General features: G+C 71.8%; 15 protein-coding genes. 5 read left to right on the forward strand and 10 right to left on the reverse strand.

What is annotated here, in order from left to right; genetic code table 11:
- Position 1: 1 nt before the first annotated feature.
- The 6 genes from CLT68_RS04255 to CLT68_RS04280 all read right to left on the reverse strand — a co-directional run bounded on the left by CLT68_RS04255 (position 2) and on the right by CLT68_RS04280 (position 4673).
- A complete protein-coding gene (locus CLT68_RS04255) occupies positions 2-397 on the reverse strand; it encodes a phage holin family protein (RefSeq protein ID WP_099848984.1) in 396 nt (131 codons plus the stop codon).
- Positions 394-1038 carry a hypothetical protein gene (locus CLT68_RS04260; RefSeq protein WP_099848986.1) on the reverse strand — a complete coding sequence of 215 codons (645 nt, stop codon included), beginning with the start codon at positions 1036-1038 and terminating at the stop codon, positions 394-396. The genes CLT68_RS04255 and CLT68_RS04260 overlap by 4 nt, the downstream gene beginning before the upstream one ends.
- A 180-nt stretch (positions 1039-1218) precedes the next feature.
- Positions 1219-1632, reverse strand: a complete 414-nt coding sequence (locus tag CLT68_RS04265) for a DUF3263 domain-containing protein (protein WP_099848988.1) — start codon at positions 1630-1632, stop codon at positions 1219-1221.
- Positions 1633-1742: 110 nt separating this feature from the next.
- Positions 1743-2759, reverse strand: a complete 1017-nt coding sequence (locus tag CLT68_RS04270) for an ABC transporter permease subunit (RefSeq protein WP_099856769.1) — start codon at positions 2757-2759, stop codon at positions 1743-1745.
- Entirely contained in the window at positions 2756-3766 is a 1011-nt protein-coding gene (locus CLT68_RS04275) for an ABC transporter ATP-binding protein (RefSeq protein WP_099848990.1), read from the reverse strand. The genes CLT68_RS04270 and CLT68_RS04275 overlap by 4 nt, the downstream gene beginning before the upstream one ends.
- Positions 3767-3887: 121 nt before the next feature.
- Positions 3888-4673: a DeoR/GlpR family DNA-binding transcription regulator gene (locus tag CLT68_RS04280; RefSeq protein ID WP_088950447.1), complete on the reverse strand. Its 786-nt coding sequence runs from the start codon at positions 4671-4673 to the stop codon at positions 3888-3890.
- A gap of 200 nt (positions 4674-4873) precedes the next feature.
- Between CLT68_RS04280 and CLT68_RS04285 the strand changes: the two genes are divergently transcribed.
- From CLT68_RS04285 to nagA, 3 genes are read left to right on the forward strand one after another with little or no spacing between them, the layout of a single operon-like run.
- On the forward strand, positions 4874-5803 hold the full coding sequence (locus tag CLT68_RS04285) for a sugar isomerase (protein ID WP_099848992.1): 930 nt from the start codon (positions 4874-4876) through the stop codon (positions 5801-5803).
- Entirely contained in the window at positions 5800-6750 is a 951-nt protein-coding gene (locus tag CLT68_RS04290; RefSeq protein ID WP_099848994.1) for an ROK family protein, read from the forward strand. Before CLT68_RS04285 ends, CLT68_RS04290 begins: the two co-directional genes overlap by 4 nt.
- Positions 6747-7856 carry an N-acetylglucosamine-6-phosphate deacetylase gene (nagA, locus tag CLT68_RS04295; protein WP_099848996.1) on the forward strand — a complete coding sequence of 370 codons (1110 nt, stop codon included), beginning with the start codon at positions 6747-6749 and terminating at the stop codon, positions 7854-7856. Before CLT68_RS04290 ends, nagA begins: the two co-directional genes overlap by 4 nt.
- A 442-nt stretch (positions 7857-8298) precedes the next feature.
- Here the strand turns inward: nagA and CLT68_RS04300 are convergent, their stop codons facing one another.
- The gene (locus tag CLT68_RS04300) at positions 8299-9510 is read right to left on the reverse strand and encodes a DUF4032 domain-containing protein (RefSeq protein WP_370453056.1); all 1212 of its coding nucleotides are present in this window, start codon (positions 9508-9510) and stop codon (positions 8299-8301) included.
- Between the two features lie 102 nt (positions 9511-9612).
- Here CLT68_RS04300 and CLT68_RS04305 point away from each other — a divergent pair, with 102 nt between their 5' ends.
- Together CLT68_RS04305 and CLT68_RS04310 are read left to right on the forward strand one after the other, a co-directional pair.
- Positions 9613-10359: a phosphatase PAP2 family protein gene (locus CLT68_RS04305; protein WP_099848998.1), complete on the forward strand. Its 747-nt coding sequence runs from the start codon at positions 9613-9615 to the stop codon at positions 10357-10359.
- Between the two features lie 11 nt (positions 10360-10370).
- Positions 10371-11609: an APC family permease gene (locus CLT68_RS04310; RefSeq protein WP_099849000.1), complete on the forward strand. Its 1239-nt coding sequence runs from the start codon at positions 10371-10373 to the stop codon at positions 11607-11609.
- Between the two features lie 27 nt (positions 11610-11636).
- On the opposite strand, the gene CLT68_RS04315 is transcribed toward CLT68_RS04310, so the two are convergent.
- Genes CLT68_RS04315 through CLT68_RS04325 form a run of 3 tightly spaced genes read right to left on the reverse strand, consistent with a single transcriptional unit; the run spans position 11637 to position 16309 of the window.
- Positions 11637-12422: an ABC transporter permease gene (locus tag CLT68_RS04315; RefSeq protein WP_088950453.1), complete on the reverse strand. Its 786-nt coding sequence runs from the start codon at positions 12420-12422 to the stop codon at positions 11637-11639.
- Positions 12419-13408, reverse strand: a complete 990-nt coding sequence (locus tag CLT68_RS04320) for an ATP-binding cassette domain-containing protein (RefSeq protein ID WP_099849002.1) — start codon at positions 13406-13408, stop codon at positions 12419-12421. Before CLT68_RS04320 ends, CLT68_RS04315 begins: the two co-directional genes overlap by 4 nt.
- A 30-nt stretch (positions 13409-13438) precedes the next feature.
- A complete protein-coding gene (locus CLT68_RS04325) occupies positions 13439-16309 on the reverse strand; it encodes a BTAD domain-containing putative transcriptional regulator (protein WP_099849004.1) in 2871 nt (956 codons plus the stop codon).
- Between the last annotated feature and the right edge of the window lie 401 nt (positions 16310-16710).

Here is a 16710-nt window from a genome sequence, read left to right on the forward strand (position 1 = left end):
TTCACCGACCCCGCAGGGCGTCCGGCAACTCCTGGGCAGTCTGCTTCGTCCGGGGCAGAACCGCACGTGCCCGCTTCAGCTGGGTCCGGGCGTTGATGAAGAGACCACCGGCCACGGCGGCCCACAGCACCGCGACGATCAACGCCGCCCACCCCTGATCCATCGTGTTGGACAGCCCCCACCAGAGGGCGTACGACACGAAGAGCACGGCCAGGAATCCGGCCAGCCCGGCACCGCCGAACATGCCACCGGCCTTGCCGGCCTGGCTGACCTCCTCGCGCAACTCGGCCTTGGCCAGCTCGACCTCCTTGCGCATCAGAGTGGAGACGTCGCGGGTCACTTCGCCCAGCAGTTCGCCGACCGAGGCCTGGGTCCGTTCCTTCTCCGGGGCGCTCACGTGGCCACCCCGCCCGGCAGATCGGACGACGGGCGGCCGGCGGGCGAGACGTTCTGCGCCCGTGCCGTCCCGACGTACGGCTGACCAGTCTCCGCTGGCGCGCGCTGCGGTTGCGACGGCCCGCCGGCTGCGCTGCCTGTTCCACCGTTGCCGGAGGCCGGCGCGGTCAGGCCACGGGTGAGCCGCCCAACCAGCAGCCCGGCCACCGCCGCGCCCGCGAGGAAGGTCCCCGGGTGGCGCCGCGCGTACGTGCGTACCTCGTCGAGCACCTCGCCGGGCTCGCGCTCATCGAGCCACCCGGCAGCCTGCTGGGCGGCGTCGGCCGCCTTGCGTACCACCTGACCGGCCAGCCCGGAATCGCCGTCCCGCTCGGCCATCGAACTGAGGTTCTGACCCAGGTCCCGGAGGCCCTCGGCGGCCCGCCGCTGCTGCGACTGCGCCTGATCGCGAAGCTGCCCAGTGGCCTGGCCGGTCAACTGCTGGGCCTGTCGCCGCGCCTCCGCAGCCACCTGCCCGCCCTGCTCAGCGGCGGTGTGGGCGACCTGACCCCCGGCCTGCGCGGCCTGCTGGCCGACCCGGGAGGCCTCCTGGCGGGCCTGCTGACCTCTACCGCTGGATCCGCTCTGGTTCGTTGCCGTCATACCCCGCTCCCTCCTTGAGACCGAGGTCGCGTAGCAACCTCGGAACGCCTCCCGCCTACCCGCCTGGCCAGCCGACATGCGGCCCTGCCGACCGGCGTGGGGCGGAAAGACCGACAGCAGGGGCGTGAGGGGACGGAATCGGAGGAACCAGCCGCCAAGGTGCAGGAGAGAGCAGCGCGGTCAGCGGCGCCGGTTGCGGGCGCGCGACGAGCGCAGGCGACGCAGCCGGCCGATCAGCAGCGGCTCGGCGGCGAGCGCGGCCGGGTTGTCCAGCAACCCGTTGAGCAGCTGGTAGTACCTGGTCGAGGAGATCCCGAAGGTGTCCCGGACGGCCTGCTCCTTGGCGCCGGCGTGCCGCCACCACTGCTGCTCGAAGGCGAGGATGGCCCGCTCCCGCTCGGTCAGCCCGGGCGGCGGATCAGCGGGCGGCGCGGGCTCGTCGATGGTCTCGGCGGACAGCGCCGACTCGTCCGTGGTCTCGATGGACGGCGCCGGCCGAGGAGTCGGGACGATCGGCCCGGCACCACCCGCCGCGTCACCCGGACGAGCGTCGGTGGACGGCTCGGGGGTGGCGGGGGTGGCGTCGGCGGACATGTCGCTCAGCCTAGTCAGCGGCGACCAGGGACGCAGCAAGCGGCGCGGCCGCTCCGCACCGTCGGGAACCCCGACGGCCGGGCCGGCCGCGCCGCGTCACTTCGGTCAGGTCAGGAGATGTCGCGGCGACGCATCGCCCAGAGCGCCGCCCCGAGGATCACCACCACCCCGACCGAGAGCAGTACGGACGACTGCTGCCAGGTGATGTCCAGAGTGTCCGGCTCGCACGACCCGTTGAATGTCGCGTTGCAGGAGTTCCAGTCCTGGAGGGTGACTGTCTTCGTCATCCAGGCCAGCGCGTACGTGGGCAGCAGGAATGCCTCGGCCCAGCGCACGTTCGCCATCGCCAGCAGGATGCCCAGGCCGAACTGGCCGACCACCATCACCGCCACGACACCGCCGAGTGCCATCGCGGTGTGCCGGCCCAGCGACGCCAGGGCGAAGCCGATGGTGGTGAGGACCAGCACCAGCACCACACCGCGCAGCCCGGTCAGCATGAACGACTGCCAGACACCCGAGGTCATCTTCTCGGTGCTGCCCCGGAAGGACGCGACCGCCCAGAACCCGGCGAACCAGAGCACCGCGGCGGGCAGCGTCACCGCCAGGATGCCGGTCAGCAGCGCGGCCAGCTTGGTGAGCAGCACGGTGAGCCGCTTGGGCCGCCAGAGCAGCAGGTTCATCATGCCGCCGGTGCTCCACTCGGCACCCACGAAGGAAGCGCCGATCACGAACCCGACCAGGGCGAGGATCGCCGCGAACGGGATCAGCGTCTCGTCGAACGTCTCCCGGAAGTCGAACGTCGAGGGCAGGAACCACTGCGCCTCGATCTGGTCCCGTGAGGGCGGCGTGATCATCGAGCAGTCGTCCGGGTAGCGGCCGTCGTTCGGCGTGCCGGCCGTCTTGGCCTGCTCGCACGCGACGCGCTCCTGCTCGATGTAGCGCACCTGCTCCTGGTACTGCTGGTCGGCCTGACGCTCAGCCCGGGCGAGCTGCTCGGCGCCGAGCTTCTGGTTGCTGAAGAAGACCCCGATCACCACCACGGCCAGCACCAGCAGACCGAGCAGTGTCATGTACCGGGTGAAACGCCGCTTGGTGAGCCGGCGCAACTCCGTCCGAAAGAGGCTCACGCGCCCCACCCTCCTCCGGCGGGGCCGGGCTGACCCGCCCCGCCGACCTTCATGGACTCGTCGACCTGCCGGTGCTGACCGGGGACCGGCGCGGTGGCGGTCAGTTCGAGGAAGACGCTCTCCAGATCGACGGCGATCGGCGCCAACTCGCTGACATAGAGGTTCTGCTCGGCGAGCAGCCGTGTCACCGAGGCCGGCTTGTCGACGCCGGCGAGCATCAGGTGGTCGGGGTGCCCGGTGACCTGGATCCCCGCCCGGGTGAGCGCCTCGGTGGCCGCCGGCAGGTCGCTGACCGCTTCCAGCCGGATCCGGACCGCACTGGACGAGTGCTGCGCGAGCACCTCGTCGACCGGGCCGAAGGCGACCCGCCGACCCAGCGAGATGATGGTGACCGAGTCGCAGATCAGCTGGATCTCGCCGAGGATGTGGCTGGACAGCACCACTGTCATGCCGGATTCGGCGAGGGTACGCATCAGCGTGCGCATCTCCCGGATGCCGCCCGGGTCGAGGCCGTTGGCCGGCTCGTCGAGGATGAGCAGCTTCGGGTTCTTCAGCAGGGCCGAGGCCACGGCGAGCCGCTGCTTCATGCCCAACGAGTACGTCTTGACCCGCTCACCGGACCGGTCGCGCAGCCCGACGAGTTCCAGCACCTCGTCGACCCGGGTGGCCGGCACCTCGCCGGCACCGGCCAGCAGGGACAGGGTGTCCCGTGCCGAGAAGTGCGGGAAGAACTGCGGGCTCTCCACGATCGCGCCGACCTGGCCGGCGACGGCGGGCAGCGCGTCGGGCACCTCGTGCCCGAGCAGTGACATCCGCCCTCCGTCGGGCCGGATCAGGCCGAGCAGAGTACGCAGAGTGGTCGTCTTGCCGGATCCGTTGGGGCCGAGGAAGCCGTGCACCTGCCCCGCGTCGACCCGCATGTCGAAGCCGTCGAGCGCGTTGCGGGTGCCGCGTCGACGACTCTTGTACGTCTTACGTAGACCTTCGATCTCCAGGACAGCTGGCAAGCTGCACCTCCCCCGATGGGTGGGCGTGACAGCCGACACCATACGCGGTATGCAGATGGTCGCAATACGCGGTATGCATCGACGCGCCGATCGGGCTACTTCATCGACGGAATGTGACGGCTCAGGCGCAGATGACCTGTACGCCGGCGGCGCGGAAGCCCTCCACCACCGTCGGGTCGGCACCGGAGTCGGTCACCAGCGTCTCCACCCGTTCGACCGGGCAGATCCGGGCGAAGGCGTGCCCGCCCAGTTTGGACGAGTCCGCGATGATGACCACGCGCTTGGCCCGGGCCACCATCAGGTTGTTCATCGCCGCCTCGCCCTCGTGGTGGGCTGCGGCGCCGAGCTGCGGGTCGATCGCGTCCACGCCGAGCAACGCGACGTCCAGGGTGACCTCGCGCAGCAGCGCCCCGCCCAGCGGGCCGACGAGTTCGAACGACTTCGGGCGCACCACCCCGCCGGCCACCACGACCTTCATCCGGGACCGGACCAGCAGCTCGTTGGCGATGTTGAGCGCGTTGGTCACCACGGTGAGCTGGGCGCCTTCGGCACTGGTGTTGAGGTCCGGCCGGACGGCGAGGGCCCTCGCGACCTCGGTGCTGGTGGTGCCGCCGTTCAGGCCGACCACCGTGCCCGGCGTGACGAGCGCGGCGGCGGCAGCCCCGATGCGCTGTTTCTCCGCCGAGTGCTTGGCCGTCTTGTACCGCAGGGGCAGGTCGTACGAGACGCCGTTGGCGACCGCGCCGCCCCGGGTCCTCGTGATCATCTGCTGCTGGGCGAGCTGGTCGAAGTCACGCCGGATGGTGGCCTGGGAGACGTCGAGCCGCTCGGCTGCCGCCTCCACGCTGACCCGGCCGTTGTCGGTCAGCATCTCGAGAAGGGCGTTCCATCTGGCGTACCGGTCCACCGCGGAGGCCCTCCCAGTAACTGCACGGACGGTGATTGATTGCGTGCACACTAGTGCGCGAAACTAGGCTGGCGCAAAAGACTGACCTGCGCGATCGGGTGGTCGGTTGCCACGGCCACCCGCGTTCGCGCAGAATAACGCGCGAAATGCGGGTCTAACGAGCCGTATTGCGCACCGGTCGCCCCTGCGAGGAGTTTCCCATGGCGTACGTGGACGCGGAGATCGCGAGCCAACCCGACTGTTGGCGGGAGGCCGCCGAGCTGGCCGACGTCGTACGCGGTGACCTGCCGCGTCCCGGTGAGCGGGTCGCCGTCGTCGGTTGCGGCACGTCGTGGTTCATGGCGATGGCGTACGCGGCCCGCCGCGAGCAGGCCGGCCAGGGCGAGACCGACGCGTTCCAGGCATCCGAGTTCCCCGCCGGCCGCCAGTACGACCGGCTGATCGTGATCACCCGCTCCGGCTGCACGACGGAGGTGCTGGACCTGCTCGCCGCGCTGCGCGGGCGTACACCCACCACCGTCATCGTCGGCGACCCGACGTCCCCGGCGGTCGACCTGGCCACCGCCACTGTCGCCATGCCCTTCGCTGACGAGCGGTCGGTGGTGCAGACCCGCTTCCCGACCACGGCCCTGGCCCTGCTCCGGGCCCACCTGGGCGACCCGGTGACCGCGCTCGCCGCCGACGCCGAGGTGGCCGTGCGCTCCCCGCTGCCGATCGACCCGGCCACCATCGGGCAGGTCACCTTCCTCGGTCGGGGGTGGACGGTCGGGTTGGCCCAGGAGGCAGCGCTGAAGTGTCGCGAGACGGCCACCTTCTGGGCCGAGGCGTACCCGGCGATGGACTACCGGCACGGCCCCATCTCGGTCGCCGCGCCAGGCCGGCTGGTCTGGGCGTTCGGCGAGCTGCCCGAGGGTCTCCCCGAGGACGTGGCCGCCACCGGCGCCGCCTTCGTGCACAGCCGCACCCACGGTTGGCGCACGGTGCTGGGCAGTTGGTCCGCCGGTCGCACCCCGGTCGACCCGATGGCCGACCTGATCCTGGCGCAACGCTTCGCTGTCGCGCTCGCCACCAGCCGAGGTCTCGACCCGGACGCGCCCCGGCACCTGTCCCGGTCCGTGGTGCTGGCGTGACCGACCAGGTGGTCGTCGCGCTGGACGTCGGCGGCACCGGCATGAAGTGCGCCCTGGTCCGGCCGGACGGCGTCACGGTACGCACCGAGCGGCACCCCACCAACGCCAGCCGCGGCCCGACGGCAGTTGTCGGCACGATCCTGGACGTGGCCGAAGGGCTTGCCGAGAAGGCCCGCGCCGACGGCCTCACCCCGATCGCTGTCGGCATCGCCGTGCCCGGGGTGGTGGACGAGGCACGCGGAGTCGCGGTCTGGTCGGCGAACGTGGGCTTCCGGGACGTACCCCTGCGGGACCTGGCGGTCAGGCGGCTCGGCCTGCCGACGACGCTCGGTCACGACGTGCGCGTCGGTGGTCTCGCCGAGGCCCGGCTCGGCGCCGGGCGCGGCACCGGGCACGTGCTGTTCGTGGCGATCGGCACCGGCATCGCCGCCGCGCACGTCGTCGACGGCAAAGCCGCCGTGGGTGCCCACGACGCCGCCGGGGAGATCGGCCACATCCTGGTCCGACCCGACGGCCCGCGCTGCGGCTGCGGTCGACCCGGCTGCCTGGAGGCGATCGCTTCGGCCTCCGCGATCGGACGCCGCTACGCCGAACTCGCCGGTGCGACAGCCGACGCCCCGGTGACAGCCGCCGAGGTGGCCGAGCGGGCCGCGGCCGGCGAGGCGCTCGCCGGCGAGGTCTGGCAGGAGGCCGTCGAGGCGCTCGCCGACGGCCTTGCCACCGGGCAGGCGCTGTACGACGTGGCGACGATCGTGCTCGGCGGCGGCCTGGCCCAGGCCGGCGACCGGCTGCTGGCCCCCCTGCGGGCAGCGCTGCACGAGCGAATGACCTTCCACCGGGAGCCGCGGCTGGTCGCGGCTGCCCTCGGCGACGAGGCCGGCTGCCTCGGTGCCGCCCTGCTCGCCCTGGACGCCGTGGGCGTCCGTGACCACCAGGAGAAACGATGACCGTACGGGTGAACGGCCGCGTGGTGACCCCGACCGGTGTCATCCGACAGGGCTGCGTCGAGTGGGACGGGGATCGGATCACCGCGGTGGCCGAATATCCCTCGGTCCGCGACGGGCACTGGATCCTGCCGGGCTTCGTCGACATGCACACCCACGGCGGTGGCGGGCACACCTTCACCACGGGGGATGCCGCCGAGGCTCGGGCGGCGGCCGACTTCCACCTCGCGCACGGCACGACCACCCTGCTGGCGAGCCTGGTCAGCTCACCATTTCCGCTGATGCGCGCGGCTACCGAGGCGTTCGCTCCCCTGGTCGACGAGGGTGTGCTGGCGGGCGTCCACTTCGAAGGGCCCTACCTCTCCTCAGCACGGTGTGGCGCGCAGAACCCGGAGTACCTGCGCGATCCGTCGACCGACGAGCTGGCCGAGCTGATCGAGCTGGGCCGGGGTGCGGTGCGAATGGTCACCCTCGCCCCGGAACGCGACGGCGCACTGGAGGCGATCAAGCTCCTCACCGCGCAGCGGGTGGTGGCGGCGGTCGGCCACACCGACGCCACGTACGAGCAGACTCGCGCGGCGGTCGCCGCCGGTGCCAGCGTCGGCACCCACCTGTTCAACGGCATGCGACCCGTGCACCACCGCGAACCGGGCCCGGTGGTGGCCCTGCTCGATGAGCCCACCGTTATCTGCGAACTTGTCGCCGACGGGGTGCACCTGCACGACGGCATGCTGACCTTCGCGACCGCGACCGCAGGCCCGGACCGGGCCGCGCTGATCACCGACGCGATGGCCGCCGCGGGGATGGCAGACGGCGAGTACGAGCTGGGCGGCCAGGCCGTCACCGTGACCGACGGGGTGGCGCGACTCGCCCGTGACGGGTCCATCGCCGGCAGCACCCTGACCATGGACGCCGCCCTGCGGCACGCCGTGGACGCCGGGATCCCGATCTCCGACGCCGCTCGGATGGTGGCCACCACCCCGGCACGGGCCATCGGCCTGGGCGACCAGGTGGGTGCCCTCCAGGTGGGCCTCCGCGCCGACCTGGTGGTGCTGGACGCCGACCTGAAGGTGGTCCGGGTGCTGCGCCGAGGCTCCTGGGTGGAGTAACGGCGGCCGTCGCCCTGGCCGGGACCGGTCTGGCGTGCTCCGGCGTGGCGCGGCGTGCTCCCGGCGGGCCCGGCGCTGCTCGGCCTGGCGCGGCGTGGCCTGGCCCGGCGCGGCGTGGCGTGGCGCGGCGTGGCGTGGCGTGGCGTGGCGTGGCGTGGCGTGGCGTGGCCTGGCGTGGCGTGGCGTGGCCTGGCCTGGCCCGGCGCGGCGCGGCTTGGCACCCCGCGGCCCCTTTGGAGCTGATGTCGTAAACGAATCAGCCGGCCCCAACGATCCTGGGCCAGGGCAACGGCCAAGGGAGCAGAGCGGGGCCAGGGCCAGGGGCCAAGGCCATGGGCCAGCGGGCCGGGACACGGGCCAGCGAGTGATTCGTTTACGACATCAGCTCCAAAGGCAGCTACCACATACTCCCGATGCGACGCGGAGCAGGCAAAACCCAAGCTCAGCCGATGGCGGGGACTTCCACGCCGAGGATGGCCTGCTCGTCGGGACGGTGCACCAGCACGTCGGCCAGGTACGACTGGACCGCGTGGCGCATCCCGACGTCCCGGCCGGCCTGCTCGGAGAGCAGCCACTTGTGCTCGATGATCTGCGCGAATAGCTCCTGCGGCTCCAGCTTGCGGCGCAGGTGCGCGGGAACGGCCCGGACCACCGGCTCGAAGACCTCGGTGAGCCAGCGGTGTGCGGCCTGCTGCTCGTCGGTCAGGTCGCTCTCCGCCCGATAGGCGTCCAGGTCGTTGAGCAGCTTGCGAGCCTGGTTCTCCTCGGCGTCCAGACCGGTCAGCCGCAGCAGCCGTCGGGTGTGGTAGCCGGCGTCGACCACCTTCGGCCGGACCAGGTAACGCCCGTCGTCGATGGACGACATGGCCACCTCGGCCACGTCGAAGCCCAGCTCGTTGAGGCGGCGGATCCGGCCCTCGATGTCGTGCCGGGCCTCCCGCTCGACGGCCTGCTCGTAGGTGATCTCGTGCCACAGTCGCTCGTAGCGCTGCACGACCTCCTCGCAGACCACCTCGGGGTCGATGGACTCGTGCAGCAGGCCGGCGGCCTGGAGGTCCAGCGCCTCACCGAAGATGTTCACCCGGGCGATCTCCAGGTCCTCACCGCGCTGACCGTTGGAGAGTGAGTTGTGCAACGCGCCCGTCTCCGCATCCACCAGGTAGGCGGCGAACGCGCCCGCATCGCGGCGGAACAGCGTGTTCGACAGCGAGCAGTCACCCCAGAAGAAACCGGTGAGGTGCATCCGCACGATCAGGGCGGCGAGCGCGTCGAGCAGCCGGCTCATCGTCTCCGGCCGCAGGGTGTGCGAGAACAGCGCCCGGTACGGCAGGGAGAACTGGAGGTGCCGGGTGATCAGCACCGATTCGAGGGGTTCACCGTCCTCGGTCTGCCGGTCGGCGACGACCGCCACCGCCTCGACCGAGGGAAAGTCGATCCGCTCCAGGGCTCTGAGCAGGTCGTACTCCCGCTCAGCGATCCGCTCGCGGGTCTCCTTGAATGCGTACACGTAGTCACCGAGCCGGACGAACCGGACGATGTGTCGGGAGATGCCCTGCGGCAGGGCCACCAGGTGTTGGGCAGGCCACTCCTCCAGCGGTGTCGACCAGGGCAGGTCGAGCAGCGCCGGGTCCACGAGGGCAGACGTGATCCGCACGGGCACAAGCATGACGCCTCGCCCCCCGCATCCGCCTCACATCGTGGTTGGGCCCACAGCGCCGAACACCCCGGCCTGGCGCCGGGCCGGTAGCGTGGTCGCGTGCTCAAACCCACGGCGGTACGACGTGACCTGCGGCTACGGCCCGTCCGCCCGGCCGGCTGGTGGTTCGACGCGCTGCTGCTGGTCGGGTTCGGCGCGTTGACCCTCGCCCTCGCCGGAGGTGCGTTGCTCGGTCTGGACCTCGCGGTCCGGGAGTGGGCCTACGCCCATCACCCCGCGCCGATCTACTGGACGGCCCGGGCGTTCAACTTCCTCGGGCAGGGTGGATGGCTGCTGATGCCGCTCTCCGGGGCGCTCGCCGTCGCGGTGGCCTGGCGGAGCCGCACCGTCCGGCCACTGCTGCTGCTGGCGGGGGCGTTCGTCCTCCTGTATCTGACGGTCGGGCCACTCAAGGTCCTGACCGACCGGGCCGCGCCCAGCTCCGACCTGCCGCCGACCCAGTCGGTTCGGATCTTCAACGACCTGCCGCCCACCGAGTACGACCTGTCCTACCCGTCCGGGCACGTTGCCAACGCGATCGTCTGGTACGGGGTGATGGCCGTCCTGCTGACCGCGCTCACGGCGGGGCGACTGCACCCGAGCGTGCACCGACTGATCCGATTCGCTCCCCCGGCGATCCTGCTGGTCACGACGACCTACCTGAACTTCCACTGGCTCACCGACGGCGTGGCGGCCCTGCTGCTCGGGGTCTTCCTGGACCGGCTGCTGCACCGGGTGCCCTGGGACGACATCCCACTCCCCCGCCGGCTACGCGATTGGGACCGACCGTTCACCTCGTACCCCTAGGGTTTCGGTCCGTGGACCAACTGTCGCGGCGGCTTGGCGTACCGGATGCGGTTGTCATCGGGTTGGGCTCGATGCTCGGCGCGGGCGTCTTCGTGGTCTTCGGCCCGGCCGCGGCGGCGGCCGGCGGCTCCGGGTTGCTGCCCGCGCTGGTGCTGGCCGGCTTCATCGCCTTCTGCAACGCGACCAGCTCGGCGCGGCTGGCGGCCCGCTACCCGGAGTCCGGTGGCACGTACGTCTACGGCCGGGAACGCCTCGGGTCGTTCGCCGGATTCCTGGCCGGCTGGGGCTTCGTGGTGGGCAAGACGGCGAGCTGCGCGGCGATGGCGTTGACCATCGGGGCGTACCTCTGGCCGGGCCAGGCCCGGTTGGTCGCGGTCGGCGCGGTGCTCGCGGTGACCGGGGTGAACCTGCGCGGCATCGGCAAGACGGCTACCGTCACGAAACTGCTGGTGGCGCTGGTGCTCGCGGTGCTGGCCCTGGTCGCGGTCGTCGGAGTGGTGGGCGGGCCGGTGCACCTGGATCGGCTCGGTGAGCCCGGCGGCTCCGCCCGAGGTGTGCTCACCGCGGCCGGGCTGCTCTTCTTCGCCTTCGCCGGGTACGCCCGGATCGCCACGCTCGGCGAGGAGGTCCGCGATCCGCAGCTGACCATTCCCCGCGCGGTGCCGTTGGCGCTCGGGGCGGTGCTCGCGATCTACGTGGTGTTGGCCGTGGTCACGCTCGGCGTACTCGGCGCCGACCGGCTGGCCGGGTCCGCCGCGCCCCTGGTCGACGTGGTGACCGCCGCCGGGCTGCCCGGCCTGGCCTGGGTGGTCCGCGCCGGGGCCACGATCGCGGTCGTCGGGGTGCTGCTGTCCCTGGTCGCCGGGGTCGGCCGGACCACCCTCGCGATGGCCCGCCGCCGCGACCTGCCCGGTGCGCTGGCCGCCGTGCACCCCGTGCGCCGGGTGCCGCACCGCGCGGAGCTGGCGGTCGCCGTCGTGGTGATCGTGGTCGTGCTCCTCGGCGACGTACGGGGGGCCATCGGCTTCTCCAGCTGCACGGTGCTGGTCTACTACGCGATCACCAATGCGGCGGCGCTCACACTGGGGCGGGAACCCGGTCGGCGGCTGCCGGTGCAGGTGCTCGCCGGCCTGGGGCTGGTCGGGTGTTTGCTGCTCGCGGTCAACCTGCCCGTGACCAGCGTCCTCGCGGGCTTCGGTGTGCTCGCCGCTGGCGCCGCCTGGTGCGCGCTGCGCCTCGCGCGCCGGTGACCTGAGCGGGCCACCGGCGCGCGGGTGTCAACGGCTCAGGCGTCGGTAGCGGCGCACCGCCAGCGGAGCGAACGTCGCGATCAGCAGCACCGGCCACAGCACCGCCAACAGCATGGCGTGCTCCGCCGGCCAGGAGTCGCCACCCAGACCCGGGTTGCCGAACAGCTCGCGGATCGCCGCGACTGTGGCCGACAAAGGGTTCCACTCCGAGATCGTCCCGATGACCGGGGGCATCAGCTCCGGCGACACGAAGACATTGGAGATCGCGGTGAGCGGAAACGCCGCCGGGAAGACGATGACGCCGACGGTGTCCGGGCTGCGGACCAGCAGCGCCAGGTAGATCCCCATCCAGGTGATCGCGACCCGCAGCAGCAGGAGCAGCCCGACGGCCAGCAACGCCTTGCCCACACCCTCTCGCCACTGCCAACCGACGAGCAGGCCGCAGACCAGCAGGGTGGACATCTCCAGCAGGGCGCGCAGCAGATCGGCGGCGCTGCGGCCGGTCATCAGGGCGGACCGTGCCATCGGCATCGACCGGAACCGGTCGACGACACCCCGGCTGAGGTCCAGCGCCACGCCGGTCGCGGTAGCGCCGAGGCCGTACAGCATCGTCATCACGAAGACCCCGGGCAGCAGGAACTCGCGATAGTTGCCACCGCCCGGCACCTGCATGCCGCTGCCGAACACGTACCCGAAGACCAGCACGAACATGATCGGCAGTGAGAAGTAGAGGATCACCTCCTCCGGCTGACGTACGACATGGATCATGTTGCGCCTGGTCATCGTCCAGCCGTCGGCTACCGCAGTGGTCATGCCACGTCCGCCTTTCGTCCGGCGCCAACGGGTTCGCGGGCCTCGTCGGGCCGATGCCCGGTCAGGTGCAGGAACGCCTCGTCCAAGGTGGCGCGCCGCAGGCCGATGTCCTCGACCGCGATCCCCGCGTCATCCAACGCCCGCACGACGTCGACCAGCCCGGCGACCCGGTCGGCCACCGGCACGCTGAGTTGCCGGATCTCCGGGTCACGCTCGGGCTCCGCGCCGCAGATCGGCGCGACGATGCGGGCGGCCAGGTCCAGGTCGGCCGCATCGCGCACCACCACCTCGATCCGGTCGCCGCCGGTCATCGACTTCAGTTCGTCCGGTGACCCCTCGGCCACCACCCGGCCAGCGTCGATCACCGAGATCCGGTTGGCGAGCTGGTCGGCCTCCTCCAGGTACTGGGTGGTGAGCAGCACCGTGGTGCCCTCGGTGACCAGGGCGCGGACCAGGTCCCACACCTGGTTGCGGCTGCGCGGGTCCAGGCCGGTCGTCGGCTCGTCGAGGAAGAGCACCCGCGGCGTACGGATCAGACTGGCGGCGAGGTCCAGCCGACGACGCATCCCACCCGAGTACTCACCGGCGGAGCGGCTCGCCGCCTCGGCAAGCCCGAACCGTTCCAGCAGTTCGGTGGCGCGTTGCCGGGCCTCCCGCCGGCCCAGCCGGAACAGGCGGCCGAACAGTTCCAGGTTCTGCCGACCACTGAGGGTTTCGTCGACCGCGGCGTACTGCCCGGTCAACCCGATCCGGGCCCGCACCTCGTCCGGCTGTCGCAGCACGTCGAACCCGGCCACGGTGGCCCTGCCCGCGTCGAAGCGCAGCAGAGTGGTGAGGATCCGTACGGCCGTCGTCTTTCCCGCGCCGTTGGGCCCCAGCAGCCCGTACACAGTGCCGGTCGGTACGGCCAGGTCGAACCTGTCGAGCGCGCGGGTGGGGCCGTACCGTTTGCCCAGACCCTCGGCGACCACCTCGTATGTCGTCATGACCCCACGGTGCGGTCAGCCGCTGACGGGTCACGCACCGTCCGCTGACGGCAGCGCACCAGGCCTGCTCGCGGCTTCGGCCTTCTCCTGCTCGGTGATCTCGTCGAGCACGAGGATGATCTCCGACCGGGTGGCCTCGCCGACGTACCAGCCGGTGAGCCCGCCGACCAACGCCTCCTCGCAGAGCCGTCTCGCCTCGACCAGATCGCCGCGCAGCCGGGCCACCTGGGCGAGGCCGAGGCGGGCGCTGGCCACGAACTCGGGCGCGCCGCTGCGCTGCGCAAGGAGCAGCGCACCGGCGAAGTCGTCCCGTGCCGCGGCGAGGTCACCGGCACGCAGCCGGATCTCGCCCCTGGTCCGCAGCATGTCGGCCTGGTCGACGGCCGACCCGAGCGCCTCGACCAGTCCCATGGCCTCGTCCATGTGGGCGCCCGCCGTCTCCGGATCACCCTGCCAGGCAGCCAGTTCGCCGAGCGCACCGAGTGTGATCATGCAGCCCCATCGGTCCCCCGTGCTCCGGAAGCCGTCGAGCGCGGTGGTCAACGCGCTCCTGGCCCGGTCCCACTCGCCACTCCACATCAGCGCCGAGCCGCTTCCCATCGCGCCGAGCGCGTTGATCCACACGTCCGGACCGACCAGTCGCCGCAGCTCCCGCATCAACTCCTCGACGTGCTCGGCGCCGCCGGACGGCGGCCCGGTCGAGATCCCCGACAGATACAGCAGGAACGGTTGTCGAGGCGGCCCGTCGAGGCTGCGGATCACGGACCGCTGATTTCCGAGCGAGGGCAGGTGGCCGGCACCGGCGAGCGACGTGTTGTAGACGCAGAGAGCGAACTCCTCGCTCAGCCCCGGCGGCGCTTCGGCCCCCAGCAGGTCGAGGACGTTGGCGGCCAACCGGGCCGCTTCGCCGCGCATGCCGCGCAGCCACCAGTAGAACGACAGGGCCGCGACCAACCCGGCCGCGTCGGGCGCGTCACCGGCCGCGGTGGCACGGCGCAGGGCTGCGTGCAGGTTGTCCCGCTCGGCGTCGAGCCGCCGCAACCAGTGCAACTGTTCGGCTCGCCGAAGGTGGTCGCTGGCGGTCCAGGCGAACTCCAGGAAGTACGCGGTGTGCGCACGACGTAGCTGGTCGGCCTCGCCGGCTTCGGCGAGACGCTCGGCGCAGAAGGCACGCACCGTCTCCAGCATCCGGTAACGGCCGCCGGTCAGCTCCACGAAGGACTTGTCGGCCAGCCCGCTGAGCGCGTCGACGAACTCGGCCGCGGGAAGGCCGGAGACCCGCCCGGCGGCCTCCAGCGCGGCGCCGCCAGCGAAGACGGTCAGCCGGCGGGCCAGCGTGCGTTCGGCATCGTCGAGAAGGTCCCAGCTCCACTCGACCACAGCCCGGAGCGTGCGGTGTCGGGGCGACGCGGCCCGGCTGCCCATGGACAGCAGCCGGAACCGGTCGTCCAGACGGGCGGCCACCTCCGCGACGGGCAACGCCCGCAGCCGCGCGGCGGCCAGCTCGATCGCCAACGGCAGGCCGTCGAGGGTGCGGCAGATCCGCAGCACCACGTCGACGTTGGCCTGTGTGACGGTGAAGTCGGGTGCGACGTCGGCGGCCCGTTGGACGAAGAGGCTGACCGCGGCGTAGTCGTCGGCATTCTCCGTCGACGCGTCGGGTGGCGGCAGGGTGAGCCCGGACAACGGGCACAGCGCCTCGCCGGCCAGCCCGAGCGGCTCGCGACTCGTGGCCAGCACCCGCAGCGCCGGGCACGCGCCCAGCAGTCGTGCGGCGAGCCGGGCCACGTCGGCGATGACGTGCTCGCAGTTGTCGAGCACCAGCAGCAGCCGCCGCTCGGCCAACGCCTCGACCAGTCGGTCGGTGGACTGCCGGCCCGGCTCGGCCGGGGCCCGCAGACCCGCGTCACGCAGACCGAGCGCGCTCAGCACCGCCTGTGGCACGTCCGACCCGTCGGCCAGCCCGGCCAGCTCGACGAAACGGACGTCGCCGTCGACGCGTCCCGCCGCCTCGATGGCCAACCGGGTCTTGCCCGCTCCCCCAGGGCCGGTGAGGGTGACCAGCCTGCGCTCGCCGAGCAACGCTCGAACGCGCTTGTGCTCCTCCTCACGCCCGACGAACGTGGTGAGCTGGCTCGGCAGCGCCGGCTCGGCCGCCGCGCGTTCCTCACCACGCAGCACCGCCAGGTGAACGGCAGCCAGCTCCGCCGATGGGTCGACACCGAGCTGATCGGCCAGCGTGTGCCGGGCGTCCTCGAACTCGGCCAGCGCCTCCGCCGGCCGACCCAGTGCCGCCAGGGCACGCATGAGCTGGCCTCGCGAGCGCTCCCGCAGGGGATGCGCCACGACCAACTCCCGCAGCTCCGCGATCAGCGCGCTCTGTGCGCCCAACGCCAGGTCCGCCTCGACCCGATCCTCGATGGCGGCCAACCGCAGCTCGTCCAGCCGGGCCGCCTGGGCGGGCGCGCCGGCTGCGCCGACGGCATCGGCCAGGGCGGGGCCACGCCACAGCTCCAGCGCCTCGCGCAACACCGCCGCCGCGCGGGGCCAGTCACCGCCGGCGAGCGCGCGCCGCCCCGCCTCGGCGAGCCGTTCAAAGCGGTACGCGTCGACATCGTCGGGATCCACGGCCAGGCGATAACCGGCCGGGTGAAACTCGACCGGGTCGTGCCCGGCGGGCAGGGCCTGGCGCAGCCGCGACACCTGGGACTGGAGCGCGTTGGCCGCACCACGAGGCGGATGCTCCCCGTACAGGCCGTCGATCAGCCGCTCCGCGGAGACCACCCGACCCGCGTCGAGCAGGAGGAGCGCCAGCAGGGCGCGCAGCCGCGGACCGCCCACGGGGACCTCTCGCCCGTCGGCCAGCACCACCTGGGTCGGTCCCAGGATGCGGAAACGCATGCCGCCATTGTCGCTCAGCTCCGGCCGGTTCCGGCTGACCGATCCGTCGAGCTTGCGGGTCGGAGGGTGAACCGCAATTTCGGTGCCCCCGCACAGGAAGGAGAAGTCCCTATTGGCGCTCGCTTTGGTGTCGGAATCTAGCGTAGACAGGGGTGTACTCAGGTGCATTTTTCGGGAACATTCGGGTAGCGAATGCTGCCCTCACTCTCCTGCCAAGAGCTTATGCACTCGCTTGGATTCTTGTATTCAAATATGGCTACCAGGCCGAGTAGGGAAACTGGGTTGTCCGCCCTGAAGTCCCAGCCATCCCGCTGAGCACAAAAGGTATCGGTTTCCCCTGTCGTACCAAATCGAGAATCGTTTATCTTCGAGGACTGTGATTGCCGTTGTGTAGACATTTA

The sequence above is a fragment of the Micromonospora sp. CNZ299 genome (assembly GCF_002754415.1).

Excerpts from the sequence above, each read along its gene's own strand:
- CLT68_RS04260 (WP_099848986.1), bottom strand. The coding sequence starts at position 1,038 with ATGACGGCAACGAACCAGAGCGGATCCAGCGGTAGAGGTCAGCAGGCC.
- CLT68_RS04265 (WP_099848988.1), bottom strand. The coding sequence starts at position 1,632 with ATGTCCGCCGACGCCACCCCCGCCACCCCCGAGCCGTCCACCGACGCT.
- CLT68_RS04285 (WP_099848992.1), top strand. The coding sequence starts at position 4,874 with ATGGCGTACGTGGACGCGGAGATCGCGAGCCAACCCGACTGTTGGCGG.
- nagA (WP_099848996.1), top strand. The coding sequence starts at position 6,747 with ATGACCGTACGGGTGAACGGCCGCGTGGTGACCCCGACCGGTGTCATC.
- CLT68_RS04315 (WP_088950453.1), bottom strand. The coding sequence starts at position 12,422 with ATGACCACTGCGGTAGCCGACGGCTGGACGATGACCAGGCGCAACATG.
- CLT68_RS04320 (WP_099849002.1), bottom strand. The coding sequence starts at position 13,408 with ATGACGACATACGAGGTGGTCGCCGAGGGTCTGGGCAAACGGTACGGC.
- CLT68_RS04325 (WP_099849004.1), bottom strand. The coding sequence starts at position 16,309 with ATGCGTTTCCGCATCCTGGGACCGACCCAGGTGGTGCTGGCCGACGGG.